Source organism: Amycolatopsis granulosa, from assembly GCF_011758745.1.
Lineage (GTDB): Bacteria > Actinomycetota > Actinomycetes > Mycobacteriales > Pseudonocardiaceae > Amycolatopsis_E > Amycolatopsis_E granulosa.
This window is the reverse complement of sequence record NZ_JAANOV010000001.1, coordinates 3,260,443-3,285,697: the sequence shown is the minus strand read 5'-3', so window position 1 is coordinate 3,285,697 and position 25,255 is coordinate 3,260,443. Positions and strand designations below refer to the sequence as shown.

Genomic DNA, 25,255 nt, shown 5'->3' with positions numbered 1-25,255 from the left:
AGCCCCTTTCGCTGCGAACGCGCCGTGCCGCGTGCTGCCCCGGCAATCATCGCGGCATCCAGAGCGTCACGCGAGTGCCGCCGCCGGGGCTGGACTCGACCCGGGCCTGACCACCCGCCTCGGTGACGCGGGCCGTGATCGACTGGCTGATGCCGAAGCCCGGTGGACGGTCCGCCGCGTCGAAGCCGGTGCCGTGGTCGCGGATGATCACCGCGACGCCACCGTCCCGGTCTTCCGCGCGGACGACGACCCGGTCGGTGCCGGAATGCTTCAGCGTGTTCCGCAACGCCTCGCGCGCCGCGTCCCGGATCGCGATCTGCCGCACCTCGCTCAGGGTGTCCGCGTCCAGCTCCGCCATCACCAGCTGGGCGCGCAGCCCGTCGCGCGCCATCTCCGCGGCCAGGGCCGCCAGCTTCTCGCCGAGGGCGCCGGTCCCGTCCGCGCCTTCGATCGCCTGCCGCACCTCGATCGCCTGCGCGCGGGCCAGTCGCCGGATCTCGCTGAGCTGGTGTTCGCTGCTGCCCGTGCCGGGCAACGCGATCGTCTCCAGTGTTTGCAGCACCGTGTCGTGCAGCATCCGGTGCTGCCGCGCCCGCTCGGCCTCGCGGCCGTGCCGGATGCCGTAGGCGAGCGCCAGCCGGGTGCCGAGGCCGAGCAGGATCAGCGCGCCCGTCGCGGTGACGAGCACCCCGAGCATCGTCGGCAGCCCGGCGAAGGCTTGTTTCACGTTGAACACGCCGGTGTTCAGGAGCCAGGCCAGCCCCGCGAGCGGGACGCTGAGCAGCAGCAACGCCAGCCCGTAGCCGGCGCCGAGCGCGAGGGTGAGCAGCGCGACCGCGCCGAGCAGGTGCTTGCCCGGCACCTGCATCGCCGCCGCGAACGCCGGCTGCGGGACGGCCGCCGCGACCACCAGGTTCGCCGCGATGGTGCCCAGCACGTCGAGCACCAGCAACCGTCCGGCGGCGCGGTCGTGGAACGGCGCGGACCGGAACAGCCAGGTCAGCCCGAACACGTTCCACGCGATCAAGCACGCGGCGACCGCCACCACCGGCACCACGCCGCCGTGTCCGTCGGCGAGGAACGCCACCAGCGCCCCGGTCACCGCCAGGATCCGGTAGGCGAGGGGGACCATCGCGACGTACCGGGTGGCCCGTAGCAGCAGGTTGTCCGGAGCCGCCGGCTCGACCGGGCCGGCGATCCGCCGCATCCTCCGCAGAGGTGCGGCCGGTGCGGGGTCGGCGACCTCGAGGTCGTCCAGCCCGCCGGTCACCCCGGCCATCGCGGGTGCACCGCGCCGCAGCAGGGTGCCGAGGTAACTCGCCGCGCGCGGTGGGGACATCACGACCTCCCGGTCGTCTGGGCGGGCCGGGGAGTTACAGCCCGTTCTCCGCGGCCCAGCGGTGCAGCTCGGCGACCGCCTCGTCGTGGTCGAGCGGGCCGCGGTCCAGCCGCAGCTCCTTCAGGTGCTTCCACGCCCTGCCGACCATGGGGCCGGGCGGCAGGCCGAGGATCTTCATGATCTCGTTGCCGTCGAGGTCGGGCCGCACCTTGGCGAGGTCCTCCTCCGCCTGGATGCGTGCGATCCGCTCCTCGAGCTCGTCGTAGGTGCGCTGCAGCGCGGCCGCCTTGCGCTTGTTGCGGGTGGTGGAGTCCGCGCGCACCAGCTTGTGCAGCCGGGGGAGCAGGGGACCGGCGTCGGTCACGTACCGGCGGACCGCCGAGTCGGTCCACTCGCCCTTGCCGTAGCCGTGGAACCGCAGGTGGAGGAACACGAGCTGACCGACGTCCTCGATGATCTGCTTCGGGTACTTCAGGGCGCGCAAACGCTTGCGGGCCATCTTCGCGCCGACCACCTCGTGGTGGTGGAAGCTCACCCCGCCGCCCGGCTCGAACCGGCGGGTGGCCGGCTTGCCGATGTCGTGCAGCAGCGCCGCCAGCCGGAGCACCAGGTCGGGCTCGGCGTCCGGGTCGTCCCGCCGTTCCAGCGCGATCGCCTGTTCCAGCACGGTGAGCGAGTGCTGGTAGACGTCCTTGTGCTGGTGGTGCTCGTCGATGGCCAGCCGCATGCCGGGCACCTCGGGCAGGACGTGGTCGGCCAGTCCGGTGTCGACCATCAGCTCCAGGCCGCGGCGCGGGAACCGGCCGAGGAGCAGCTTCGACAGCTCGGTCTGCACCCGCTCGGCGGTGATGCGCTCGAGCTCGCCGGCCATCTCGGTCATCGCGGTCACCACGCGCGGCGCGGGCGCGAAGCCGAGCTGGGCGGCGAACCGCGCGGCACGCAGCATGCGCAGCGGGTCGTCGGCGAAGGACTCCTCCGGAGTAGCCGGGGTGTCGAGCACCTTCTTCCGCAGCGCGTCCATCCCGTCGTGCGGGTCGACGAACTGCTTGGTCGACAAGTCGATCGCCATCGCGTTGACGGTGAAGTCGCGGCGCTTGAGGTCACCCTCGATCGTGTCGCCGAAGGTCACCTCGGGATTGCGGCTGACCCGGTCGTAGACGTCCGCGCGGAACGTGGTGATCTCCAGCGTCGACCCGCGCTTGGTCACGCCGACCGTGCCGAAGGCGATACCCGCCTCCCACACGCCGTCGGCCCAGCCGCGGACGATCCTCAGGATCTGCTCCGGGCGGGCGTCGGTGGTGAAGTCGAGGTCGGCGGACAGGCGGCCCAGCAGCGCGTCCCGCACACTGCCGCCGACCAGGTACAACCGGTGACCGGCCGTCGCGAACAGCCCGGCCAGCTCGTCGGCGAGCGGCGAGATCCGCATCAGCTCGGTCACCGCGTTCCGTTTCGCGGTCAGCTCGTTCACCGGGATCGAACCGCCTCCGAGGTGAACTGGGTGTACGCAACCATGACAGACACGAGGGACCAGCCTACCCATCGACCAGGAGTGAACAGTCAGCTACGCAGTACCGGCCGGGCACGGCCGCCACGCACTAGCATCGCAGCATGTCTGGATCGGCCGGTCGCTCCGGCGGGGGTAAACCGCGGCGCCGGTCGCGCCGCCGACGCAGCCGGCGGATGACGACCTCCGTGGAGACCTCCGCCGGCGGCCTGGTGCTCGACCCCGCCCGGAACAACGCCGTCCTGATCGGCAGGCTGGACCGGCACGGCAAGCTCCTGTGGTCCCTGCCGAAGGGACACATCGAGCAGGGCGAGACGAAAGAGCAGACTGCGGTGCGCGAGGTGAAGGAGGAGACGGGCATCTCCGCGCAAGTGCTGCGGCCGCTCGGCACCATCGACTACTGGTTCGTGGCCGACCGGCGGCGGGTGCACAAGACGGTGCATCATTTCCTGCTGGAAGCCACCGGCGGCGAGCTGTCCGACGAGGACTCGGAGGTCACCGAGGTGGCCTGGGTGCCGATCGCCGACCTGGAAACCCGGCTCGCCTACACCGACGAGCGGAAGCTGGTCCGCAAGGCCAGGGAGCTGTTCGGCGACGGCACGCGAGCGACAGAAGGAGTGTCGGAGTGAAGCGGTTCGCCGCCACCGGGTTGGTTGCGTTCCTCCTCGCGATGCTCGTCCCGGTCACCGCGGGTGCCCAGACCGACGCGCCGAGCCGCCTGCGGCTGGACGTCGCGCAGCTCAACCCGCGCGTGATCACCACGACTTCGGCGACGCTCAACGTCACCGGCACCGTGACGAACGTCGGTGACCGGCGGATCAGCAAACTGCAGGTGCGCCTCGAACTGGGTGAGAAGCTCACCACCGAGCGCCAGGTACGGGCCGCGATGAGCGGTCCGGCCGCGGCCGCGGCGTCGAGCACCGACTTCGTCGACATCGAGCCGGCCACGCTCGAACCCGGGCAGACCGGTCAGCTCGCGGTCACGGTCCGGCTCGACGGCACGCACGGCAACCTGCGCATCGGCAGCCCCGGGCTGTACCCGTTGCTGGTCAACGTCAACGGCACCCCGGCCTACGGCGGCCCCGCGCGGCTGGCGTCGATGAGCATGCTGCTGCCCGTGCTGTCCGCACCCGGCAAGAGCGCGACCGGCCAGAACAACCCGCCGGCGGCGTTCACGATGCTGTGGCCGATCGCCGACACCCGCCCGCGGATCGTGGCCGCGCCACTCGGCGGCACCGCGGTGCTCTCCGACGACGTGCTGGCCGGCGAGCTGCGCCCCGGCGGCCGCCTCTACGCCCTGGTCGGATCGGCGAACGCGGTCCGCGACGATCCGCAGGTCACCCGGTCGCTGTGCTACGCGATCGACCCGGACCTGCTGGACACGGTCGAGGCCATGTCCCACGGCTACCAGGTGCGCACCGCCACCGGCACGGTCGGCGGCACCGGCGCGGAGACCGCCAAGAGCTGGCTGCAGTCGCTGCGGGAGCTGGTCGCCGGGCAGTGCGTGGTGCAGCTGCCCTACGCGGACGCCGACCTGACCGCGGTGACCAAGGTCCGCGGCGGCGACCTGCTGCCGTTCGCGCTGGACACCGGCGCGCGGATGCAGGAGTTGCTCGGCGTCGCGCCGCAGAACCGCGTGCTGTGGGCCGACGGCGCACTCGACCAGAGCACGCTGGCCGCGCTGAGCAGCGCCGGAGTGCGCACACTGATCACCGATCCGGTGGATTCCGCCACCCCGGTGGCCGGCCCGGTCCGGCTGGAGGGCACCCAGCTGCGCGCCCAGCAGGCCGACCCCCTCGTCCTGGCCGGGCTGGCCGGAGCGTCCGACGCGTCGGCGGTGACATCGGAGACGCCGGTGGACGACCCCGATGTCGCAGCCCAGAACGGGCTGGCGGCGCTCGCGTTCCGCGGTGGCCTGTCCGGGACCCCGTCCCGGCCGGTGCTGGTCGCGCCGCCACACCGGTGGACCGCGGCACAGGACGAGCTGACCGGGTTCCTGCGGAACGTGGGCGACCTCGTGCAGCGGGGCATGCTGACCCCGCTGCCGCTGCCCACGCTGCTGACGTCGATGACCACCGGCAGCGCGAAGATGAGCTACACGGCCGAAGATCTCGCCACCGCGACGCCGTCGTCGGTCACCGAGCAGATGAACTCGATCGAGTCCACGATGGCCGACCTGCAGGGCGCGATGCAGATCGACCCGGCCGCGCGGGTCCAGCCGGCCGAGCTGCTCGAACCGCTGCGGTTCGCGTTGCTGCGCAGCACGTCATCGGCCTGGCGCCCGGCGCGGGGCGCGGCGGAGGCCTCCGCCGCCGACGCGCGCTCCGAGCTGGACGCCCTGCTCGGCCGGGTGACCGTGGACACGCCGTCGGTGCCGATCTCGATGGCATCCGGGTCGGCGCCGCTGCCGGTGTCGTTCAACAACCGGCTGCCCGTGCAGATCGCGGTGCGGATTTCGCTGAGCAACACGCCCGGCCTGCGGGTCGAGCAGGTGCCGGACCGCCTGGTCCCGGCCGGGCTCGGCGGCAGCGAACGGATCCCGGCCGAGGCGCTGCGTGCCGGCGTGTTCAACCTGACCGTGTCGCTCACCACTCCCGGCGGCACACCGCTGGGCCACCCTGCCCGCTTCGAGCTGCGGTCGAACGAGTACGGCGTGGTGACGCTGGTCCTCACGATCGCGGGTGCCGCGGCACTGGTCCTGCTCTCCGCGCGGCAGATTTACCGTCGCGTCCGGGCGCGACGGGCCTGACCGACTACTCTGGGGTGCCAGAACCGGACCGGCGAGGATTGGGCGCGCGTTGGACAGAGACCCGGGGTGGCCACCCGAGCGTCCCGCCGACCGCGCAACCCGGCGTCCGCCGCCGGAGCGCGCTCGGCAGGAGGAGACCCGCCGCATCCCGCCCGCGGTGAACGGCAGGCCGCGGCCGCAGCAGGCGACCCGCCAGCAGGGGCAGCTGCCGCCTGAGCGGATCGCGCAGCCGCCGCGGCGACAGCCGCCGCCGGAGCGCAGGCAGCCGATCCCCCCGACGGGCCGCCAGGCCCCGCCGGACCGGCGGCAGCCGGTGCGCCCGTGGCGGCAGGAGCGCCAGCGGCCTCAGGACAGCATGCCGTTCGGGGCGCCGCCGCTGCCGCCGAACGACCCCGACGCGACGCTGCTGATCCCGCGGATCAGCGGCGTGCAGGGCAGCAACCGCTGGCCGGTGGCCGACCCGGACGTGCTGCGCCCCTACGACGCGCTCGCGACGCGGATGATGCCGCGCATCTCGGCTCCGCCGTCGACCTCGTTCGGCGAGGGGCCGGGCCTGGACGCGACCGGGTTCCACGCACCGGTCGAGGCGCCGGAGAAGCCGGCCGCGCCGTCGCTGGCGAAGTCCAGTAGCCGGATCGCGATCGCGTCCCTGATCAGCCGGATCACCGGGTTCCTCTGGAAGATCCTGCTGGTGTGGGCCGTGGGCACCGGCGTGGTCAACGACTCGTTCAACATCGCCAACACGCTGCCCAACATCGTCTTCGAGCTGCTGCTGGGTGGCGTGCTCAGCAGTGTTGTGGTGCCGCTGCTGGTCCGGTCGCAGGACGACAAGGACGGCGGCCTGGCCTACACGCAGCGCATGCTGACGGTCGCGTTCGTGCTGCTCGTGATCGGCACGGTGATCGCGGTGGCGGCCGCGCCGTGGCTGACCTCGCTGTACCTGGACGGTTCGCCGGGCAAGACCAGTCCCGAGCTGACGACGGCGTTCGCCCGGCTACTGCTGCCGGAGATCCTGTTCTACGGCCTGTTCGCGCTGCTGTCGGCGGTCCTCAACGCCAAGCAGGTCTTCGGGCCGCCGGCGTGGGCACCGGTCGTGAACAACCTCGTGGTCATCGTGACGCTGGCGGTGTTCATGCTCACCCCGGGGAAGATCACCTATGACCCGGTGGAGATGGGCCAGCCGAAGCTGCTGCTGCTGGGCATCGGCGTGACGCTGGGCATCGTGGTGCAGGCGGTGATGCTGGTGCCGCCGCTGCTGCGCAGCGGGTTCCGGTTCAAGTGGCGCTGGGGCATCGACAAGCGCATGAAGGAGTTCGGCGGGCTCGCGCTGTGGATCCTCGGGTACGTGGCGGTCAGCCAGATCGGCTTCACCGTCAACACCCGGGTGCTGACCACCGGTGACCCGGGTGGCGTGACGATCTATTCGAACGCGTGGCTGCTCTTCCAGCTGCCCTACGGCGTGATCGGCGTCTCGCTGCTGACGGCGATCATGCCGCGGTTGTCGCGCAACGCCGCCGACGGGGACACCCGCAAGGTGGTCGCCGACCTGTCCTACGCCTCGCGCATCTCGACCGTGATGCTGGTGCCGATCGCGGCGGTCATGTCGGTGATCGGCACGTCGGTCGGTGTGGCGCTGTTCAGCGGCGGGCAGAACACGACCGCGGATGCCTCCCGGCTGGGCGAGGCGCTGGCCATCTCCGCGTTCGGCCTGCTGCCCTACGCGCTGGTCATGCTGCAGCTGCGGGTGTTCTACGCGATGAAGGACGCCCGCACCCCCACGTTGATCATGGTCGTGATGACCCTGGTCAAGATCCCGTTGTTGTACCTGTGCCCGGTGCTGCTGTCCGACCAGAACATCGTGCTCGGCGCGATGATGGTCAACTCGCTGACGTTCGTGGTCGGCGCGATCATGGGCCAGGTCTGGCTGTGGGTGAGCCTGGGCAACCTGCGCAGCAGGCGCGTGCTCGGCGTCATCCTGTTCACGTTGGTGGCGAGCGTGCTGGGGGTGGCGGCCGCCGTCGCGGTGGGCTGGATCGTGCCGGACTTCGGCCCGCGGCCGACCGCCTGGATCAAGCTGATCCTGCAGGGCGTGGTCGGTCTGGGCGTGTCGTTCGGCGTGCTCGCGCTGCTGAAGGTGGACGAGCTGGCACCGGCCACGAAGAGAATCACCCGTTTGATCAAGCGCGGGTAACGAACGACGCAGGCGATCAGTCTGTCTGATGCCGCGGGTTCACGTACCCTCGACCTCGAGACGCGGAAAGCGAGCGTGGGGTGAACGAGAAGCGGAGCGAGCAGTCCGGTCCGACCCGGACGGGCGTCCGCGCGCGGGGAGGCTCCCTCGCGCCGGGCAGCGTCGTCGGGGACGGCCGGTACCGGTTGCTCGCCCAGTTCGGCATCGACGAGCGGGCGGGCGCCCACCTGTGGCGTGCGCGGGACGGCCAGCTGCGGCGGGACGTCGCGCTGACGCTGCTCGTCGGCGACCCCGCGGACGCCGAAGCCGCACGTCAGGCGCGCAAGACGCTGGAAAGGGCCACGCACGCCGCGAAGTTCAACCACGAAGCGGTCGCCCGCGTGCTCGACGTGCTCACGCTCGGCAGCGGCATCACCTCGGGTGAGGGCCTGCTGGGTGTGGTGGTCACCGAGTGGACCAAGGGCACGGACCTGATCGACCTGGTCGCCGACCGGCCGGTCCAGCCGCTCGCCGCGGCCCGGATGGTCCAGCGGCTGGCCGAGGCGGTCGAACGGGCCCACCACTCGGGCCTCGTGCTCGGCCTGGACCACCCGCAGCGCCTCCGGCTGACCACCGACGGCTCGCTGCGTCTGGCGTTCCCCGGCCCGCTGCCGGACGCGACGCTGCGTGACGACGTGAAAGCCATCGGCGGCATCCTGTACCTGTTGCTCACCGGCCGGTGGCCACTGCCGGGCGGGCCGGCCGCGATCCCGGCGGCGCCGCACTCGCCGAACGGGCGGCTCGTGCCGCCGCGGTCGCTCCAGCCATCGGTGCCGCAGGAACTGTCGTCGCTGGCCGTGCGCACGGTCGAGGACGGCGGCCCCGGTGGCATCCGCACCAGCGCCGCGATCGTGCGTGCGCTGGAGATGGCGGCCGAGGCCGAGGAGCGCACACAGCTGATCAAGGCCCAGATGGAGGCCGACGGCGACAACACGATCTGGACGACGAAGAAGCCGGTGAAGGACCGGGCGCGCCGCCGCAAGCTCGCGCTCGGGGTCACCGTCCTGGTCGTCGCCGCGGTCGGCATCCTCGCCTGGCTCGGCATGCTCGCGATCAGCTTCTTCCAGGACGACCCGGGCACGGGCGGCCCGCCGATCAACGTGGCGAACCCGACCACGCCGGTGTCCGCGCCGGCCGGTTCGTCCTCCGTGGCACCCCCGCCGAGCGGCGGGCAGGCGCAGATCGGTGCGGCGGTCGGGCCGTCGAGCGTCACGGTCTACAACCCGGACGGCAACGGCGACAACACCAGCCGCGCCCGCAACACTGTGGACGGCGACCCGGGCACCATCTGGCGCACCGACCAGTACCGGCAGCAGTTCCCGGCCATCAAGGAGGGTGTCGGCCTGCTCGCGAGCTTCGACAAGCCGATCAACCTGGCCAAGGTCACGATCGCCGCGAACAGCCCGGGCACGACCGTCGAGATCCGCCTCGCCAGCTCGCGTGACCCCGAGCTGGCCGATACGCGGGTGGTCGGCACGGCAACGCTGAACGGGGCCACCACCGACATCACCCTGGCGCAGCCCCAGCAGGCGCAATACGTGATCGTCTGGATCACGAAGCTGAGCGACACGGACAAGGGCTTCCAGTCCCAGATCGGCGAGTTGACGTTCCTGCCCGCCCAGTAGTGTGCTGCGGGTGACCGCAGCTGCACCAACGGACGCCGACCTCCTCGCGGCGCACGCGTCGGGCGATCCGCACGCGTTCACCGAACTGGTCCGCCGGCATCGGGACCGCATGTGGGCCGTGGCCCTGCGCACCCTGCGCGACCCCGAGGAAGCCTCCGACGCCCTGCAGGAAGCCTTCATCTCCGCCTTCCGCGCGGCGGCGAACTTCCGCGCGGAGTCGCAGGTCACCACCTGGTTGCACCGGATCGTGGTGAACGCGTGCCTGGACCGGATCCGGCGCAGGCAGGCCCGCCCGACGGTGCCCCTGCCGGAGACCGGGGTGCAGGAGCCGGCGACGCCGCGCGACTCGATGGCCGACCGGGAGACCCGGCTGGTCATCAAGGATGCACTGGCCCAGCTCCCGGAGGAGCAGCGGTTGCCGATCGTGCTGGTGGACGTGGAGGGGTACTCGGTGAGCGAGACCGCCCGGATGCTGGGCATCGCCGAGGGCACCGTGAAGAGCCGTTGCGCGCGGGGCCGCGCCAAACTCGCCAAAGTTCTCGGTCACCTCCGGAACCCGGATGCACCGGCAGGCGTCCCAACTTCCGAAAGCAAACGGGAGCGCGGCCGGCCTGGGGCACAGCGCGAGAGGGAGGGACGATGACGGACGAGAGTCGGGGGATCGAGGCCGCCGGCCCGCCCTGGTCTGTCGACCTGCTCGCCGACCTGCACGCCGGTGCCCTGGACGCCGAGGAGGCCGCGCGGCTGTGGCCGCGGGTCCACGCCGATCCCGAGGCGTGCGCGATCGTCGCGGCGCTGGAGGCGGCCACCGCCGGACTGGCGGACCTGCGCGCGGACGTGCCACCCATGCCGGCCGAGTACGCGACCCGGCTGGACGCGGTGATCGCCGAGGAGGCCCGCCGTGCGTTCCCGCAGCCGCCGCAGCCCGGCCTGGCGCCGGTGGTGAGCCTCGACGCGGCCCGCCGGCGGCGGAACAAGCGGGTCGGCTGGATCAGCGGGGTGGTCGCCGTGGCCGCCGCCGCGGTGGCCGCCGTCGCGATCGCCATTCCGAGCGGCCCCGCACCATCCCCGGGCGGGAACGTGGCGGCACCACCCCCCGGCCAGAGCGCCGCGCAGCCGCCGTTGAACCTCCGCGGCGACCAGACCGCGAGCGCGGCCGGACAGCTCCAGGGCACGTTCGACTACGGTCCGCTGGGCACCGCGGACCGGCTGCACGCGTGCCTGTCCGCCGCCGGGTTCGCCGACACCGCGAAGCCCATCGGGGTCCGGCCGGGCAGCATCGACGGGCAGCCCGCCGTGCTGACGTTGCTGACCACGGGGCAGCTGGCCAAGTTCCGGCTGATCGCCTTCGCCCCGACCTGCGGTGTGGGCGACGCCGGCGTGCTGCTGGACAAGGTGATCGGCTGACCCTGCGCCGTCCCGGGGCGAGCCGTGTCACGCCGGGAACAGCGGACCCTACGATCGTGTTGAGCCTGGTACGCAGGTCACGACGAGCGGAGGTCTACGGGTGGCAGCGGAAAACGTTCGGAACCTCATCATCGTGGGGTCGGGTCCGGCCGGGTACACGGCCGCGGTGTACGCAGCGCGTGCCCAGCTGGAACCGCTCGTGTTCGAGGGTTCCCAGTTCGGCGGCGCGCTGATGACCACCACCGAGGTCGAGAACTACCCCGGTTTCCGGGACGGCATCCAGGGCCCGGATCTGATGGAGGAGATGCGCAAGCAGGCCGAGCGCTTCGGCGCGGAGCTGCGGGCCGAGGACGTGGAGAAACTCGAGCTGGACGGTGACGTCAAGTACGTCACCGCGCACGGCACGCGATACGCGGCCAAGGCGGTCATCCTGGCCATGGGTTCGGCCCCGCGGTACCTGAACGTGCCCGGCGAGCAGGAACTGCTTGGCCGCGGCGTCTCGGCCTGTGCGACCTGTGACGGGTTCTTCTTCCGCGACCAGGACATCGCGGTGCTCGGCGGCGGCGACTCGGCGATGGAGGAGGCCACCTTCCTCACCAGGTTCGCCCGTTCGGTGACGATCGTGCACCGGCGCGAGGACTTCCGCGCCTCCAAGATCATGCTCGAGCGCGCCCGCGCCAACGAGAAGATCAAGTGGGCGCTCAACAAGCAGGTCGTCCAGGTCATCGGGGACACCACCGTGGCCGGCCTGAAGCTCCGGGACACCGTCACCGGCGAGGAGTCCGTGCTCGACGTCACCGGTTTCTTCGTGGCGATCGGCCACGACCCGCGCAGCGAGCTGGTCAAGGGCCAGATCGACCTCGACGCGGAGGGGTACGTCCTGACCAAGGGCCGCTCCTCCTACACCAACCTGCCGGGCGTGTTCGCCGCCGGTGACCTGGTCGACCACACCTACCGGCAGGCCATCACCGCCGCCGGCTCCGGCTGCTCCGCCGCCATCGACGCCGAGCGCTGGCTGGCCGAACACGCCGGCACCGAGAACGCCGAAGTCGCGCCCGAGCTCGTGGGCGGCGGCTACGGCCCCGCGATCTGATCCAGCCCGTACCGAGTTAGGGAGATGAAATGTCCGACACCGTCAAGGTGACCGACCAGTCCTTCGCCGACGACGTCCTGACCAGCGACAAGCCGGTTCTGGTGGACTTCTGGGCGACCTGGTGCGGGCCGTGCAAGATGGTCGCCCCGGTGCTCGAGGAGATCGCCGCCGAGCACAAGGACAAGCTGACCGTCGCCAAGCTCGACATCGACGAGAACCCCGGTACCGCCCGCGACTACCAGGTCATGTCGATCCCGACGCTGATCCTGTTCCAGGGCGGCAAGCCGGTGAAGCAGATCGTGGGCGCCAAGCCGAAGGCCGCGCTGCTCTCGGATCTGTCCGACGTAATCGCCTGAGTTAGGCAACCCCGGCCCGGGGGTGCGCGTCTTCCCAGGACGGCCCCCCGGGTCTTTCCATGCCACCCGCCCGGATGGCGCACCGACCGGCCCCACGCGGTCACGGAGAGTCCTCAGGGCAGAATGGGTACTCGAGGCTAGCCCGATACTGTTTGTGCCGCATCGGTTTTTGATCGATGCCCAAGGAAGAGCGAGGAGTGCATGCGGGTGCTCCGCCGCGGTGATGTCGGGGACGACGTCGCTGAGATCAGGTCGATGCTGGCCTCGATCGGCCTGCTCCGGCCGGACGCCGGCAACCTGTTCGACCACGAGGTCGAACGGGCCGTTCGTGGTTTCCAGCAGCGGCGCGGCCTGCTCATCGACGGCGTCGTCGGGTCGGCCACCTACCACGTCCTGCGTGGCGCGACCTTCCACCTGGGCAGCCGGCCGCTGGCCTACCTGATCTCCGCGCCGGTGCACGGCGACGACGTGTTCGCGCTCCAGGACCGGCTCACCGAACTGGGCTACGACGCGGGCCGTCCGGACGGTGTGTTCGGCCCGAAGACCGAGCAGGCGCTGCGCAGCTTCCAGCGCGACTATGGCCTGGTCATCGACGGTATTTGCGGCCCGGCGACGGTCCGCGCCCTGCGGCAGCTCTCCCCGCGTGCCCGGGGTGGGCGGCCGGTGCTGCTGCGTGAGCAGGAGCAGGTCCGCCAGTCCGGTCCGCGGCTACGCGGCAAGCGGATCGTCATCGACCCCGGTCACGGCGGTGCCGACCCGGGCGTCGAGATCGCCGGGCTGCGGGAGGCCGACGTCGTGTGGGACCTGGCGCGCCGGCTCGAGGGCCGGATGAAGGCCACCGGTATGGAGGCCCTGATTTCGCGCGGTCCGGACAACGGCCCGGCCGAGTCCGAGCGGGCCGCGTTCGCCAACAACGCGGGTGCCGACCTGTTCCTGTCGCTGCACTGCGACCGCAACTCCTCGCCGCACGCGCAGGGTGTGGCGTCGTTCCACTTCGGCAACGGCCTGGGCACCACGTCCACCGTGGGTGAGCTGCTGGCCGGCTACCTGCAGCGTGAGGTGGCTGCCCGCACCGGTCTGCTGGACTGCCGGACGCACGCGAAGACGTGGGACATCCTGCGGCTGACGCGGTGCCCGGCGGTGCGGATGGAGATCGGCTATCTGAGCAATCCGGGCGACCGCGCGAAGCTGTCCGACCCGGCGTTCCGCGACATCGTGGCCGAGGGCATCCTGATCGCGGTGAAGCGGCTGTACCTGCTCGGTGAGGGCGATCAGCCCACCGGGACGTTCACCTTCGCCGACGTGCTCGCGCACGAGCTCGCCAAGGCCGAATAGACAGCAGTCATCCACAGGAAGCTGTGGATAACCCCTGCCTTGTGGACCGTTTCTGTGGATAACTCTGTCTAGGCGCGGGCCGCGCTCGGCTCCGCCGTGGTGATGCTCACCTGGCCCAGGAGCCGTTCGAGGGCGGCCTCGACGTCTTCCTTCCAGGACAACGCCGAGCGGATCTCCAATCGCAGCCGCGGCCACTTCGGGTGCGGCCGCACGGTCTTGAAGCCGACCGCGCTGAGGAAGTCGGCGGGCACCACGCAGGTGTGCCCCAGCAGCTCGTTGTCCGCATCGTCCGGCCGCGCATCGCCGAACGCCTCGATCGCACGCACACCGCGGCGCGTCATGTCCTTGGCGACCGCCTGCACCAGGGTGCGGCCCAGCCCGCCGCCACGGAATTCCGGCAGCACCTGGAAACTCGTCAGCAGCACGGCGTCGGCGCTCGGCGGGGACGTGGGGAACGCGATCGAGCGCGGCACCAGGTTCGGCGGCGCGTAGAGCACGAATCCGACGGGCAGCGAGTCGCTGTAGATGATCCGGCCGCAGGAACCCCACTCCAGCAACACCGAGGAGACCCAGGCCTCCTTCTCGACCTCGGTCTGGCCGAACTCCTCCGCCTGCGCCCGCAGGTGCGGCGCGAGCTCCCAGTACACGCACCGGCGGCAGTGCTTGGGCAGGTGTTCCAGGTTGTCGAGGGTGACGCCCACGACTCGACGCGACACCTGATCCCCTCCCCGGATTCGCGGCGGCCGGCCTGACGTGGAGCAGGCACGGCAGATCGCCACAGCCTGCTCGGCCGCATCCGAGAATAGGCGCCTGTGACCCACGCCGAAAGGCCGGGAATATCACAAGGACGAGTGGTTACACTCGGGAAACTGCCCATTCGACAGAGCGAAGTGCGATGACGACGAACCCACCCGAGCACACCGGCCGCCGCGACCTCGATCCCCACCTCGCCCGTTACGCCGCCCGCACGGCCGGCATGACGGCGTCGGAGATCCGAGCTCTCTTCGCGGTCGCCAGCCGGCCCGAGGTGGTTTCGCTCGCCGGTGGGATGCCGAACCTCGCCGCGCTTCCGCTGGACAGCCTGTCCACGCAGGTCGGCGAGATCATCGCGGAGGACGGCCTGGTCGCCCTCCAGTACGGCTCCGCGCAGGGCATGCCGGTGCTGCGGGAGCAGATCTGCGAGGTCATGGCGATGGAGGGCATCGCCGCGCACTCCGACGACATCGTGGTGACCGTCGGCTCGCAGATGGGCCTCGACATGGTCACCCGGCTGTTCTGCGACCCGGGTGACGTCGTGCTGGCCGAGGGACCCTCCTACGTGGGGGCGCTCGGCTCGTTCGCCGCCTACCAGGCCAGGGTCGTGCACGTCGTGATGGACGAGGCGGGGCTGGTGCCGGAGGCGCTGCGGGAGGCCCTCGCCGCCGCCGAGCGCGCCGGTGAGCGCGTCAAGTTTCTCTACACGATCCCGAACTTCCACAACCCGGCCGGCGTGACGCTCGCGGTGGAGCGCCGGGCCGAGATCCTCGCGATCTGCCGCGCGCACGGTGTGCTGGTCGTCGAGGACAACCCGTACGGGTTGCTCGGTTTCGACGGCCAGACCTACCCGGCGCTGCGCTCGCTGGATCCGGACAACGTGGTGTACCTGGGCTCGTTCTCCAAGACGTTCGCCTCCGGGCTGCGGGTCGGCTGGGTCCTGGCCCCGCACGCGGTGCGCGAGAAGATGGTGCTGGCCGCGGAGTCGGCCACGCTGTGCCCGCCGACCTTCAACCAGATGATCGTGTCGCGGTACCTCGCCACGCACGACTGGAAGGGCCAGATCAAGACCTTCCGCGAGAACTACCGGGAGCGGCGGGACGCGATGCTGTCCGCCCTCGAGCAGTACCTTCCGCCGGGGTGCAGCTGGACGAACCCGGACGGCGGGTTCTACGTCTGGGTGACGGTGCCTGAGGGCGTGGATACCAAGGCCATGCTGCCGCGCGCGGTCACCGCCCGGGTTGCCTACGCGTCCGGAACCGGTTTCTACGCGGACGGGTTCGGCAGCAGGCAGATGCGGCTGTCGTACTGCTACCCGACGCCGGAGCGGATCAAGGAGGGCGTGCGGCGCCTCGCCGCCGTGCTCGAGTCCGAAATGGACCTGATGCGGACGTTCGGTAACGTGCACATGCGCGCGATCCCAGGGCCGGAGACTCCGTCGCCGGACACCGCCTGATCGCTGTTGTGTCCACAGTAGACTGCTGATTGAGGAGAGTGCCGGCGTGGTTATGCCGACCGTCGCCGTTCTCGCGGGCGGGCTTTCGCATGAGCGCGATGTCTCGCTGCGGTCCGGCCGCAGGCTGTCCGCCGCGCTGCGGGAGCAGGGCCTGACCGTCGAGGAGTGGGACACCGACGCGAGCCTGCTCGACCGGTTGCGCTCCGACCGGCCCGACGCGGCCGTCGTGGCGCTGCACGGCGGCCAGGGTGAGAACGGGTCGGTGCAGACCGTTCTGGAGATGCTGCGGGTGCCGTACGTGGGCACCAGCTCACACGGGTGCCGCCGGGCGTGGGACAAGCCGACCGCGAAGGCCGTGTTGTCCGCCGCCGGGTACGCGACACCGGACTGGGTCGTGCTGCCGCACAGCACGTTCCGCGAGCTGGGCGCGCAGGGCGTGCTGGACGCGATCGTCGACCACCTGGGCCTGCCACTGATCCTCAAGCCCGACCAAGGCGGATCGGCGCTGGGCGCCCAGGTCGTGCGGGACGCCGCCGAGCTCCCGGCCGCGATGGTCGGGTGCTTCGCCTACGGCGAGACCGTGCTGGCCGAACGGCTCGTCGAAGGTGTAGAGGTGGCGGTCGCGGTCGTCGAGCGGGACGGCGAGCCGGAGGCCCTGCCGGCGGTCGAGATCGTGCCGGAGAGCGGGGTCTACGACTACACCTCGCGCTACACCGCCGGGCTGACCGACTTCTTCGCCCCGGCCCGGCTGGGGGAGGAGTCCGCGAAGGCGGTCGGTGAGCTGGCCGTCGCCGCGCACCGGTTGCTCGGCCTGCGGGACATCTCCCGCACGGACGCGATCGTGTGCGCCGACGGCACCGTCCAGTTCCTGGAGGTGAACTCCTCGCCGGGATTGACCGAGACCTCGACGGTGCCGATGGCGATCGAGACCGCCGGCACGTCGTTGGGTGAGGTCTTCGCCGATCTCGTCGCACGAGCGATCCGACGGTCCGCCTAGTCCCGGAACCACCGCGGGCCGCCTTCCGCCCGGAGGGCGGCCCGCACTGGTGCTAGATCAAATCATCACCGTGACGAAACGTCCCGGTGTCATTCCTCATCGGTTCTGACCGCCCGATTTGCCCGATTCGGTTCCATGATCGCCACGATGCGCTCCAGGTCGTCGATCGAGCCGAACTCGACGACGATGCGCCCCTTGCGACGGCCGAGGTCGACCTTGACCCGCGTGTCGAAGGTGTCCGACAGCCGGTTCGCCAGATCCTGCAGACCGGGAGCCTGCAACGGCTTGCGGGGAGCGGCCTTCGGCTTCGCCGGCGCCTCGCTCTTCTTGAGGGTCACCGCCTCCTCGGTCGCCCGGACCGACAGACCTTCGGCCACGATCCGCGTGGCGAGCTCCTCCTGCGCCTCGGGGTCCTCCAGCGAGAGCAATGCGCGGGCGTGTCCGGCCGACAACACCCCAGCCGCGACGCGGCGCTGCACGGGGAGGGGGAGCTTGAGCAAGCGGATGGTGTTGGTGATGACCGGCCGGCTGCGACCGATCCGCGAGGCCAGCTCCTCGTGCGTCACCTCGAACTCGTCGAGGAGCTGCTGGTAGGCGGCCGCCTCTTCGAGCGGGTTCAGCTGGACGCGGTGGATGTTCTCCAGCAAGGCGTCACGCAGCATCGCCTCGTCGGCGGTCTGCCGCACGATGGCCGGGATGTACTCGAGCTCGGCCCGCTGCGAGGCACGCAGACGGCGCTCGCCCATGACGAGCTCGTACTCGCCGTTGCCCAGCTCCCGCACCACGATCGGCTGCATGAGGCCGAACTCACGGATGGAGTGCTCCAGCTCGGCTAGCGCGTCCTCGTCGAAGACCTGCCGTGGCTGCCTGGGGTTCGGTTTGACCGCGCTGGTCGGGATCTCGCGGTAGACGGCGCCTGCCACCTCACCGCCCGGTACGACCTCGCTGTTGGCGGTGAACCAGTCCTTGTCGCCGTTACGCGGCGGTGTCTCCGGACGCGACGAAGCGGCGCTCTCGCCCGCCGGCGGCCCGGTCGGGATCAGCGCGGCCAGGCCGCGCCCCAGTCCACCCCTGCGCTCGGTCATAACATGCCCCTCCTCGTTCCGATACCGGTTCCGCGCTCGGCCAGCTCCCGTGCCGCATCGACATAGCTCATCGCACCCCGCGAACCCGGGTCGTACGCCAGCACGGTCTGGCCGTAACTGGGCGCCTCGGACACCTTCACGTTGCGGGGGATGACGGTCTTCAGGACGACGTCACCGAAGTGCTCGCGCACCTCGGCAGTCACCTGATCGGCCAGCTTCGTGCGGCCGTCGTACATGGTGAGGAGGATCGTCGAGACGACGAGGGCAGGGTTGAGGTGCCGCCGCACCAGATCGATGTTGCTGAGCAGCTGGCCGAGCCCTTCGAGCGCGTAGTACTCGCACTGGATCGGGATGAGGACCTCGCGGGCGGCGACCATCGCATTCACCGTGAGCAGCCCGAGCGAGGGCGGGCAGTCGATGAAGACGTAGTCCATGCCGAGTTGGTCGACCACGTCACCGGCGAGAGCTTCCTTGAGCCGCGACTCGCGGGACGGTATCTCGACGAGCTCGATCTCGGCGCCGGCGAGGTCGATGGTCGCGGGCACGCAGAACAGGTTCGGCGACTGCTCGCTGACCGCCATCGCCTCCCCGAGTGGGAGATCGCCGAGGAGCACGTCGTAGATGGAGGGGGTGCCGGAGCGGTGGTCCACGTTGAGCGCGGTGCTGGCGTTGCCCTGCGGGTCGAGGTCGATGACGAGGGTCTTGAGACCGTGGACGGCGAGGGCCGCGGCGAGGTTCACCGTACTGGTCGTCTTCCCGACACCACCCTTCTGGTTGGCGACGGTCAGGATGCGACGCCGGTCGGGCCGGGGGAGGGAGTTCGGGTCCGGGTGCAGCACGCGGGCGGCGCGCACGGCTTCTTCGGCTATGGGGGTCCAGTCTGACGCAGGCGGGGTCACCGGCCGAGCCACCTTTCCGCAATCGACACTGCTGGTTTCACGTGGAACACGGGTCGCTTCATGCTGATCTGGCCTCCACAAGCCCTCCAGTACGCCATCCTGTCATCCAGCGCGCCGTCGGCCGTGCACACTGCGTACGCGCTCCACCCGCACGACGGTCGTCGGCGTTTCGAGCACACCGACGCCGCATTCGAAGACCGCTGGAGCACCCCCACCGACGCGGGCGACCGCCGCCGCGTCACGAGCGATTTCGTCCTGGGCGCTAGCTCCCTTGACTGCGAGCATCATGCCACCCTCGCGGACCAAGGGGAGGCACCAGGCCACCAGGCGGGCCAGGGGAGCGACCGCCCGGGAAGTGACCACATCGGCGGTCCCGGTGCGCTTGCGGAGCACCTTCTCCTCGGCTCGCCCGCGCTCGACGACCACGTCCAGATCGAGGGCCGCGACGACCTCGTTCAGCCAGTCGGCGCGCCGCGCCATCGGCTCGACGAGCACGACGTCCAGATCCGGCCGGGCGATCGCGAGCGGCACTCCGGGGAAGCCGGCCCCGGAGCCGACGTCAATCACCCTCGACCCGGTCTCGATGCGTTCGCCGATGACCGCGGAGTTGAGGAGGTGCCGGTCCCACAACCGCTCCACCTCGCGGGGACCGATGAGGCCACGTTCGACCCCGTACCGCTCGAGCATCCCCGCGAACTCGACGGCCTGCTCGAGGCCGTCACCGAACACTCGTCCCGCCACCTCGGGCACCGGAACCACTCGCCACCCCAATCCGGGTTTCACGTGAAACGACAATGCCCCCGATTCTCCACGACGCGAACATCATCACGGGGAGGCGGGACCGGAACTGCGGTCGGTTTCACGTGAAACTCGCCGGAGGGGGAGCGCCGGGAGCGGGGGCAACAAAAAGGCGGCCCACCGAAGTGGGCCGCCTCCGTGTGCACCGAACGCCTACGCGTCCGGCATCACCACGACTCGCCGCTTGGGCTCCTCGCCCTCGCTCTCACTCTTGACGCCGCCCACGGCCGCGACCGCGTCGTGGACGACCTTCCGCTCGAACGGGCTCATCGGCTGCAGCCGGACCTTCTCGCCGGTCTCCTTCACCGTCTCGGCGGTGGTGCGACCCAGCTCGGTCAGTTCGGCCCGGCGGCCCGCACGCCAGCCCGCGATGTCCAGCATCAGCCGGCTGCGGGTGCCAGTCTCCTGCTGCACCGCGAGCCGCGTCAGCTCCTGCAGCGCCTCGAGCACCTGACCGCGTCCACCCACGAGCTTCTCCAGGTCGTCGCCGCCGTCGATGCTCACGATCGCCCGGCCACTCTCCACGTCGAGGTCGATGTCCCCGTCGTAGTCGAGCAGATCCAGCAGCCGCTCGAGGTAGTCACCGGCGATGTCACCCTCGCGGACCAGCAGGTCCTCCGACGACGAGCTCGTCTCCTCGGCTGCGGGCGCTTCGTCGTCGGCGTCGATCGTTTCGATCGTCTCCGCCATCGTCATCTCCTTTCACCGGGCTCCCAGCGCTCAGCGGCGCTTCTGCCCCGAGCCCTTCTGTCCTGAGTTCTTGCTGCCCTGCGACGGCTTCTTGCGCTTCTGTCCGGCGCCGTTCTGCGGGCGTGATCCCTGCTGCGGGAAGCGGTGCGGCGAGCCGGCCTTGGAGCCCGGCTTGCCCTGCCCCGCTGACCGCTCCTCCGCCTGACCGTCACCGGCCGCGGCGTCCTCCGCGGTCGTCTTCGGCTGCTGCACCGGCTTCTGACCCGGCTTGGGCTTCGCACCCGGACGCGGAGCGAGCGCGTTGCGCTTCTCGGTCGCCTCGGCCTTCTTCTCCGCCTCTTCCTTGTCGATCCGCGTGTAGACCAGGCGCTGCTGCATCAGGGTCCAGCCGTTGTTGGCCAGCCAGTAGAAGAGCAGACCGATCGGGAAGAACGCACCGAACACGAGCACACCCAGCGGGAAGATGTACATCGTCAGCTTCTGCATCATCGCGGTCTGCGGCGTCAGCGAATCGGGGTTCAGGTTCTGTCGCTGCGCCGAGTGCCGCGCCGTGAGGTGGGTCAGGATCGACGCCAGGATCATCAGCGGGATCGCGACCGGCGCGACGCTCCAGTGCCAGCCGCCATTGACACCGCCGAGCATGGTGGTGTTGTGGATCGCCTCGCCGATGTTGACGCCGAACAGCTTCGCGTTGACGTAGGACTCGACGCCCTGCTGGTTGAAGAAGTAGTTCTCGGTCTTCGGCTGGCCCGGGTTCGGGTTGATCGAGAACGCGCGCAGCACCCAGTTCAGACCGATGAACACGGGGATCTGCAGCAGCATCGGCAGACAGCTGCCGAGCGGGTTGACGCCGTGCTCCTTCTGGAGCTTCTGCATCTCCGCAGCCTGACGCTGCCGGTCGTTCGCGTACTTCTTCTGGATCTTCTTCAGTTCCGGCGCGAACTCCTGCATCTTCTTCATCGACCGGACCTGGTTCACGAACGGCTTGAACATGATGCCGCGGACCGTGAACGTCAGGAAGATGATCGCCAGGATCCAGGCGATCGCGTTGTCGGCTCCGAAGACGAACCCGAAGACCTTGTGCCAACACCACAGGATGAAGGACACGGGGTAGTAGATGAAGTCGAGCACTGAGCTACTCCTCGGTTGACAAACCAGGTCGGCGGTGGCGCCAGGAGAACACCTCGGGCACCGGGTCGCGGCCGGGCATGGTCCACGGGCCGCAGCGCAACAGGCGCCGCAGGGCGAGGTAGCTGCCCTTCGCGGCGCCGAAACGAGTCAGGGCCTCGACCGCGTACGTGCTGCAGCTGGGGTAGAAGCGACAGCTCGGCGGGAGGTAGGGCGAGATGAAGCGACGGTAGAACCGCAGTGGGAGCAGCAGGATCCGGGCGACCGGCCCGGGGTGCTCGACCTGCTGCGGTTCATCCGTGCTGGTGTCCTTCACCGGCGTGGCCCCTCGTGTCCGCGGCCGTCTTGGGCCGGGGGTGTCGCCGAGCCGTCCGACGGGCGGCCCGGGAGCAGGCTCAGCCGTTTCAGCGCCGCGTCGAGGTCGGCACCGAGTTCGGCACTGGACGCGGTGGCCGCCGGCGGCAGGGCCCGCACGACCAACGAACTGCCGGGCGGCAGGGTTCCGAGGTGTCGCAGGACGAGATGCCGCAGGCGCCGGGTCACGCGGTGCCGGACCACGGAGTTGCCGACGGCCTTGCTCACCACAAAACCCGTCCGCGGCGTTCCCGCGGACGGGTCGGTGGAGTGGACCGCGTGCACCACGAGGCGACGCCGGCCTGCCCGAGCACCCCTGCGCATGACTTCGCGGAAGTCCTCACTGCGCCGCAACCGGGCGGCACGGGGCAGCACTACGCGCCTCGGCAGGGCGCGATCAGGCGGACAGCTTCTCGCGGCCCTTGCGACGGCGGGCCGACAGGATGGCGCGGCCGGCACGAGTACGCATCCGCAGCCGGAAGCCGTGGGTCCGGGCGCGTCGACGGTTGTTCGGCTGGAAGGTGCGCTTACCCTTGCTCACTGCTAACTCCTGGTCTCGACATACTCCGGCGGCACGCTGGAACCACCGGAGGGGCTCGGGGTGTCTCGTATCGCGCGCATGCGAATGAACCCGTCGCGCGCGGGAGACCTATCGAGAGTACGCACCCCGCTCCGGGCCGCGGCAACCGGCCCCCGCGAAACACCGGGGGGTACCGAGTGGCGACGCGGCGTGAGGCATGGAATCCTGGCTCCTACGGTGTCTTGTGGGACGGCGCGGAGCTTTGTTAGCGTGTCTTCCTCTTGAGTCACCCGTCGAGGTGCTCGGCGCCGCCGTCGGAAGGTGTGGAGGCTCTGGCTGGCGTAGGTTCGCACCCGCAGGTGGAGTGACTGCGGGTCGCCGTACATTTAGTGCACAGTTGTGGACAACTCTGTGGATACTTGCTGCGCGCGGTGACCACGAGGGGGCCGCGTGGGGCCGACAGGGTGCGCCAACTACCCGTCTGGGGTGGTTTTCGGGTTCGGTGGGTCGTCGGCGGGTGACGAGGGGAGGGGACGAGGTCGGTGTCCGAGCACCAGTTGAATCTGGGCGTGGTCTGGGACCAGGTGGTCCGGGAGCTGTCGGACGGAACGCTGTCGCCGCAGCAGCGGGCCTGGATGCGCGTCACCCGCCCGATCGGTCTGCTCGACGGCACGGCCCTGCTCGCCGCTCCGAGTGATTTCGCCAAGGAAGCCATCGAGCGCGCCCTGCGGGACCCGATCACGCACGCCCTGTCGCGCCGCCTCGGCCGTCCCGTCTCACTGGCCGTGAAGGTGGACACCGCCGAGGTCAGCCCGCCCCCGCCGCCGCCGGTGCCCTATCCAGCGCCGGCCGGCCCGCCGGCGCCCTACCCGTCACCCGGCCGCCCGCCGGTGGCCGAACCAACTCCGGTGGCCGCCACCGAGGTGCCGGTGCTGCCGCCGAAGATGCCCCCGCTCGACGACGGCATGCTGCCCGCGTTGCGCCGCGCACGTCCCCACCAGCCGGAACCGGTGAAACCCGTCCTCCCCGAGGACGACGGTGACGAGGAAGTCGACGAAGAGGGCGAGGCGCTCGCCGCCGCGCACGAGATCTGGCCGATGTTCTCCGGCCAGCCGAGCGCCGGTCAGCCCTACACCGCCCCCGCGCAGCCCGAGACGTCGAAGACCCGGCTCAACGAGAAGTACACGTTCGACACCTTCGTCATCGGTGCGTCCAACCGGTTCGCGCACGCGGCCGCGTTCGCCGTGGCCGAGGCGCCGTCCCGCGCCTACAACCCCTTGTTCATCTGGGGCGAGTCCGGTCTGGGCAAGACGCACCTGTTGCACGCGGTGGGGCACTACGCGCAGCGGCTGTTCCCGGGCATGCGCGTGCGGTACGTCTCGACCGAAGAGTTCACCAACGACTTCATCAACTCACTGCGCGACGACCGGAAGGTCGCGTTCCAGCGGCGCTACCGGGACATCGACATCCTGCTGGTGGACGACATCCAGTTCCTGGAGGGCAAGGAAGGTACTCAGGAGGAGTTCTTCCACACCTTCAACACCCTGCACAACTCGAACAAGCAGATCGTGGTGTCCTCGGACCGGCCGCCGAAGCGGCTGGAAACCCTGGAGGACCGGCTGCGGACGCGGTTCGAGTGGGGCCTGATCACCGACATCCAGCCGCCGGAACTGGAGACGCGGATCGCGATCCTCCGCAAGAAGGCGGCCCAGGACCGGCTCGCCGTGCCGGGCGACGTGCTGGAGTTCATCGCCTCGCGGGTCGAGGCGAACATCCGTGAGCTGGAAGGCGCTCTCATCCGCGTCACCGCGTTCGCGTCGCTCAACCAGCAGCCGGTGGACGTCGGGCTCGCGGAGATCGTGTTACGCGATCTGATCCCGGACTCGCAGGCGCCGGAGATCAGCGCACCGACGATCATGGCGACCACAGCGGAGTTCTTCGACGTCACGGTCGACGACCTGTGCGGCCCGGGCAAGACGAAAGCGCTTGCCACGGCGCGGCAGATCGCGATGTACCTGTGCCGTGAGCTGACCGACATGTCGCTGCCGAAGATCGGGCAGACTTTCGGCGGCCGCGACCACACCACCGTGATGCACGCGGACAAGAAGATCCGCAAGGAGATGGCCGAGCGCCGGCGGATCTACGACCAGGTGCAGGAGCTGACCGCACGCATCAAACAGCGGGCCCGTCAGTAGCCCCTTCCGCGCACACCGCTCGAGGATGCGCCGCGACGGAAGTGGTTGCAGCGTAAGGCAATCCGCACCCCGGCGGCTACGAGCGCGGACAACGCGAACCACTCCTTGGCTTCGTCCGCGATCCACGGCGTTGTGACGCGGTGTGCCGATCCACGGCTCGCGCGCGGCGTCGGCGAGTTCCGCCGTGTCCTGCTGCGTCCTGCTGTGTCCTGCCGCGTCCGGGAATGTCCAGTCGGGACAAGGAGATCCTGCGGGTCGTCCAGGGGCGGTGACTGCGTGCAGCGCGCGTCCTCGACGGACGGAGCGTCCGGGACCAGCAGCACGACGGCGATATCGGCCTCCGTGGCGAGAAACAGCTCGTGGGAGTCGGCGCTGTCCCTTCTCTTACTGCCGGCGAAACAGCGGATCCGCAGCAGGCCGAGCACGGCCGGGCGGACGCGCCGTCCCCCGGGCCACGGGAGTACCTGGTGCCGAGCCGGAAAGCCGACGCGAGTGTCCCGGATGGATCGAGGCTCACGCTCGCCGCGGTGATCGCGCTGCCGTTCCGCATAACCACCGCGGTGTGCCGCCCTACCTTGCTGCCGGCCGGATTCGGCGGCGCGATGCGGTGGTGCTCGGCGAGCGGCTGCCGTTCGCCGAGCGGGCCGGAATCGCTTGTGTGACAGCGAGTATGGCCGCGGCAGGACGCGCAACGGCGCGGAATCTGTGATCCCCGTAACGACAACGCATCGATGCCGCGCGA

At 70.5% G+C, this 25,255-nt stretch carries 23 protein-coding genes; 12 read left to right on the top strand and 11 right to left on the bottom strand.

All coding sequences use genetic code 11. The annotated features are described in order from the left end of the window. Nucleotides 1-46: 46 nt before the first annotated feature. Together FHX45_RS16010 and FHX45_RS16005 are read right to left on the bottom strand one after the other, a co-directional pair. Nucleotides 47-1,339, bottom strand: a complete 1,293-nt coding sequence (locus tag FHX45_RS16010; RefSeq protein WP_167102080.1) for a sensor histidine kinase — start codon at nucleotides 1,337-1,339, stop codon at nucleotides 47-49. 34 nt (nucleotides 1,340-1,373) lie between these two features. Continuing rightward, the gene (locus FHX45_RS16005) at nucleotides 1,374-2,807 is read right to left on the bottom strand and encodes a CCA tRNA nucleotidyltransferase (RefSeq protein WP_167102077.1); all 1,434 of its coding nucleotides are present in this window, start codon (nucleotides 2,805-2,807) and stop codon (nucleotides 1,374-1,376) included. Between the two features lie 140 nt (nucleotides 2,808-2,947). Between FHX45_RS16005 and FHX45_RS16000 the strand changes: the two genes are divergently transcribed. The 9 genes from FHX45_RS16000 (at nucleotide 2,948) to FHX45_RS15960 (ending at nucleotide 13,638) form a co-directional block, all read left to right on the top strand. Next, nucleotides 2,948-3,472, top strand: coding sequence for an NUDIX hydrolase (locus FHX45_RS16000; RefSeq protein WP_167102074.1), 525 nt, complete (start codon nucleotides 2,948-2,950; stop codon nucleotides 3,470-3,472). Continuing rightward, nucleotides 3,469-5,592, top strand: a complete 2,124-nt coding sequence (locus FHX45_RS15995; protein ID WP_167102072.1) for a DUF6049 family protein — start codon at nucleotides 3,469-3,471, stop codon at nucleotides 5,590-5,592. Before FHX45_RS16000 ends, FHX45_RS15995 begins: the two co-directional genes overlap by 4 nt. A gap of 313 nt (nucleotides 5,593-5,905) precedes the next feature. Next, nucleotides 5,906-7,783: a murein biosynthesis integral membrane protein MurJ gene (murJ, locus tag FHX45_RS15990; protein ID WP_481726032.1), complete on the top strand. Its 1,878-nt coding sequence runs from the start codon at nucleotides 5,906-5,908 to the stop codon at nucleotides 7,781-7,783. An 80-nt stretch (nucleotides 7,784-7,863) separates the two neighbouring features. Next, nucleotides 7,864-9,447 carry a protein kinase family protein gene (locus FHX45_RS15985; protein WP_167102069.1) on the top strand — a complete coding sequence of 528 codons (1,584 nt, stop codon included), beginning with the start codon at nucleotides 7,864-7,866 and terminating at the stop codon, nucleotides 9,445-9,447. A 10-nt stretch (nucleotides 9,448-9,457) separates the two neighbouring features. Then, nucleotides 9,458-10,090, top strand: coding sequence for an RNA polymerase sigma factor SigM (sigM, locus tag FHX45_RS15980; RefSeq protein WP_167102066.1), 633 nt, complete (start codon nucleotides 9,458-9,460; stop codon nucleotides 10,088-10,090). Next, nucleotides 10,087-10,854 (top strand): hypothetical protein, encoded by a 768-nt coding sequence (locus FHX45_RS15975; protein ID WP_167102063.1) that lies wholly within the window; start codon nucleotides 10,087-10,089, stop codon nucleotides 10,852-10,854. The genes sigM and FHX45_RS15975 overlap by 4 nt, the downstream gene beginning before the upstream one ends. Before the next feature lie 100 nt (nucleotides 10,855-10,954). Continuing rightward, complete coding sequence (trxB, locus tag FHX45_RS15970; RefSeq protein WP_167102060.1) at nucleotides 10,955-11,947, top strand: thioredoxin-disulfide reductase; 993 nt, start codon at nucleotides 10,955-10,957, stop codon at nucleotides 11,945-11,947. Between the two features lie 29 nt (nucleotides 11,948-11,976). After that, a complete protein-coding gene (trxA, locus tag FHX45_RS15965) occupies nucleotides 11,977-12,303 on the top strand; it encodes a thioredoxin (protein WP_167102057.1) in 327 nt (108 codons plus the stop codon). Nucleotides 12,304-12,504: 201 nt separating this feature from the next. Next, a complete protein-coding gene (locus FHX45_RS15960) occupies nucleotides 12,505-13,638 on the top strand; it encodes an N-acetylmuramoyl-L-alanine amidase (protein ID WP_167102054.1) in 1,134 nt (377 codons plus the stop codon). A gap of 68 nt (nucleotides 13,639-13,706) precedes the next feature. On the opposite strand, the gene FHX45_RS15955 is transcribed toward FHX45_RS15960, so the two are convergent. Further along, complete coding sequence (locus FHX45_RS15955; RefSeq protein ID WP_313885982.1) at nucleotides 13,707-14,354, bottom strand: GNAT family N-acetyltransferase; 648 nt, start codon at nucleotides 14,352-14,354, stop codon at nucleotides 13,707-13,709. A 179-nt stretch (nucleotides 14,355-14,533) separates the two neighbouring features. On the opposite strand from FHX45_RS15955, the gene FHX45_RS15950 reads away from it, so the two are divergent. Further along, complete coding sequence (locus tag FHX45_RS15950; RefSeq protein WP_167102051.1) at nucleotides 14,534-15,847, top strand: aminotransferase-like domain-containing protein; 1,314 nt, start codon at nucleotides 14,534-14,536, stop codon at nucleotides 15,845-15,847. 46 nt (nucleotides 15,848-15,893) lie between these two features. Next, nucleotides 15,894-16,844: a D-alanine--D-alanine ligase gene (locus FHX45_RS15945; protein ID WP_167102048.1), complete on the top strand. Its 951-nt coding sequence runs from the start codon at nucleotides 15,894-15,896 to the stop codon at nucleotides 16,842-16,844. Nucleotides 16,845-16,933: 89 nt separating this feature from the next. Here FHX45_RS15945 and FHX45_RS15940 read toward each other — a convergent pair whose 3' ends face one another. The 8 genes from FHX45_RS15940 to rpmH all read right to left on the bottom strand — a co-directional run bounded on the left by FHX45_RS15940 (nucleotide 16,934) and on the right by rpmH (nucleotide 22,339). Further along, nucleotides 16,934-17,929 (bottom strand): ParB/RepB/Spo0J family partition protein, encoded by a 996-nt coding sequence (locus FHX45_RS15940; protein WP_167102045.1) that lies wholly within the window; start codon nucleotides 17,927-17,929, stop codon nucleotides 16,934-16,936. Continuing rightward, on the bottom strand, nucleotides 17,926-18,828 hold the full coding sequence (locus FHX45_RS15935; RefSeq protein WP_167102042.1) for a ParA family protein: 903 nt from the start codon (nucleotides 18,826-18,828) through the stop codon (nucleotides 17,926-17,928). Before FHX45_RS15935 ends, FHX45_RS15940 begins: the two co-directional genes overlap by 4 nt. 102 nt (nucleotides 18,829-18,930) lie before the next feature. After that, the gene (gene rsmG / locus FHX45_RS15930) at nucleotides 18,931-19,587 is read right to left on the bottom strand and encodes a 16S rRNA (guanine(527)-N(7))-methyltransferase RsmG (protein ID WP_167102039.1); all 657 of its coding nucleotides are present in this window, start codon (nucleotides 19,585-19,587) and stop codon (nucleotides 18,931-18,933) included. A 192-nt stretch (nucleotides 19,588-19,779) separates the two neighbouring features. After that, a complete protein-coding gene (locus tag FHX45_RS15925; protein WP_167102036.1) occupies nucleotides 19,780-20,316 on the bottom strand; it encodes a Jag family protein in 537 nt (178 codons plus the stop codon). Nucleotides 20,317-20,346: 30 nt separating this feature from the next. Continuing rightward, complete coding sequence (gene yidC / locus FHX45_RS15920; protein ID WP_167102033.1) at nucleotides 20,347-21,447, bottom strand: membrane protein insertase YidC; 1,101 nt, start codon at nucleotides 21,445-21,447, stop codon at nucleotides 20,347-20,349. A gap of 4 nt (nucleotides 21,448-21,451) precedes the next feature. Then, nucleotides 21,452-21,760, bottom strand: coding sequence for a membrane protein insertion efficiency factor YidD (yidD, locus tag FHX45_RS15915; protein WP_167102030.1), 309 nt, complete (start codon nucleotides 21,758-21,760; stop codon nucleotides 21,452-21,454). Continuing rightward, complete coding sequence (gene rnpA / locus FHX45_RS15910; RefSeq protein WP_167102027.1) at nucleotides 21,757-22,173, bottom strand: ribonuclease P protein component; 417 nt, start codon at nucleotides 22,171-22,173, stop codon at nucleotides 21,757-21,759. Before rnpA ends, yidD begins: the two co-directional genes overlap by 4 nt. Nucleotides 22,174-22,195: 22 nt before the next feature. Then, the gene (rpmH, locus tag FHX45_RS15905; RefSeq protein WP_017985946.1) at nucleotides 22,196-22,339 is read right to left on the bottom strand and encodes a 50S ribosomal protein L34; all 144 of its coding nucleotides are present in this window, start codon (nucleotides 22,337-22,339) and stop codon (nucleotides 22,196-22,198) included. Nucleotides 22,340-22,860: 521 nt separating this feature from the next. On the opposite strand from rpmH, the gene dnaA reads away from it, so the two are divergent. Beyond that, complete coding sequence (dnaA, locus tag FHX45_RS15900) at nucleotides 22,861-24,513, top strand: chromosomal replication initiator protein DnaA (protein ID WP_167102024.1); 1,653 nt, start codon at nucleotides 22,861-22,863, stop codon at nucleotides 24,511-24,513. The last annotated feature ends 742 nt before the right edge of the window (nucleotides 24,514-25,255 follow it).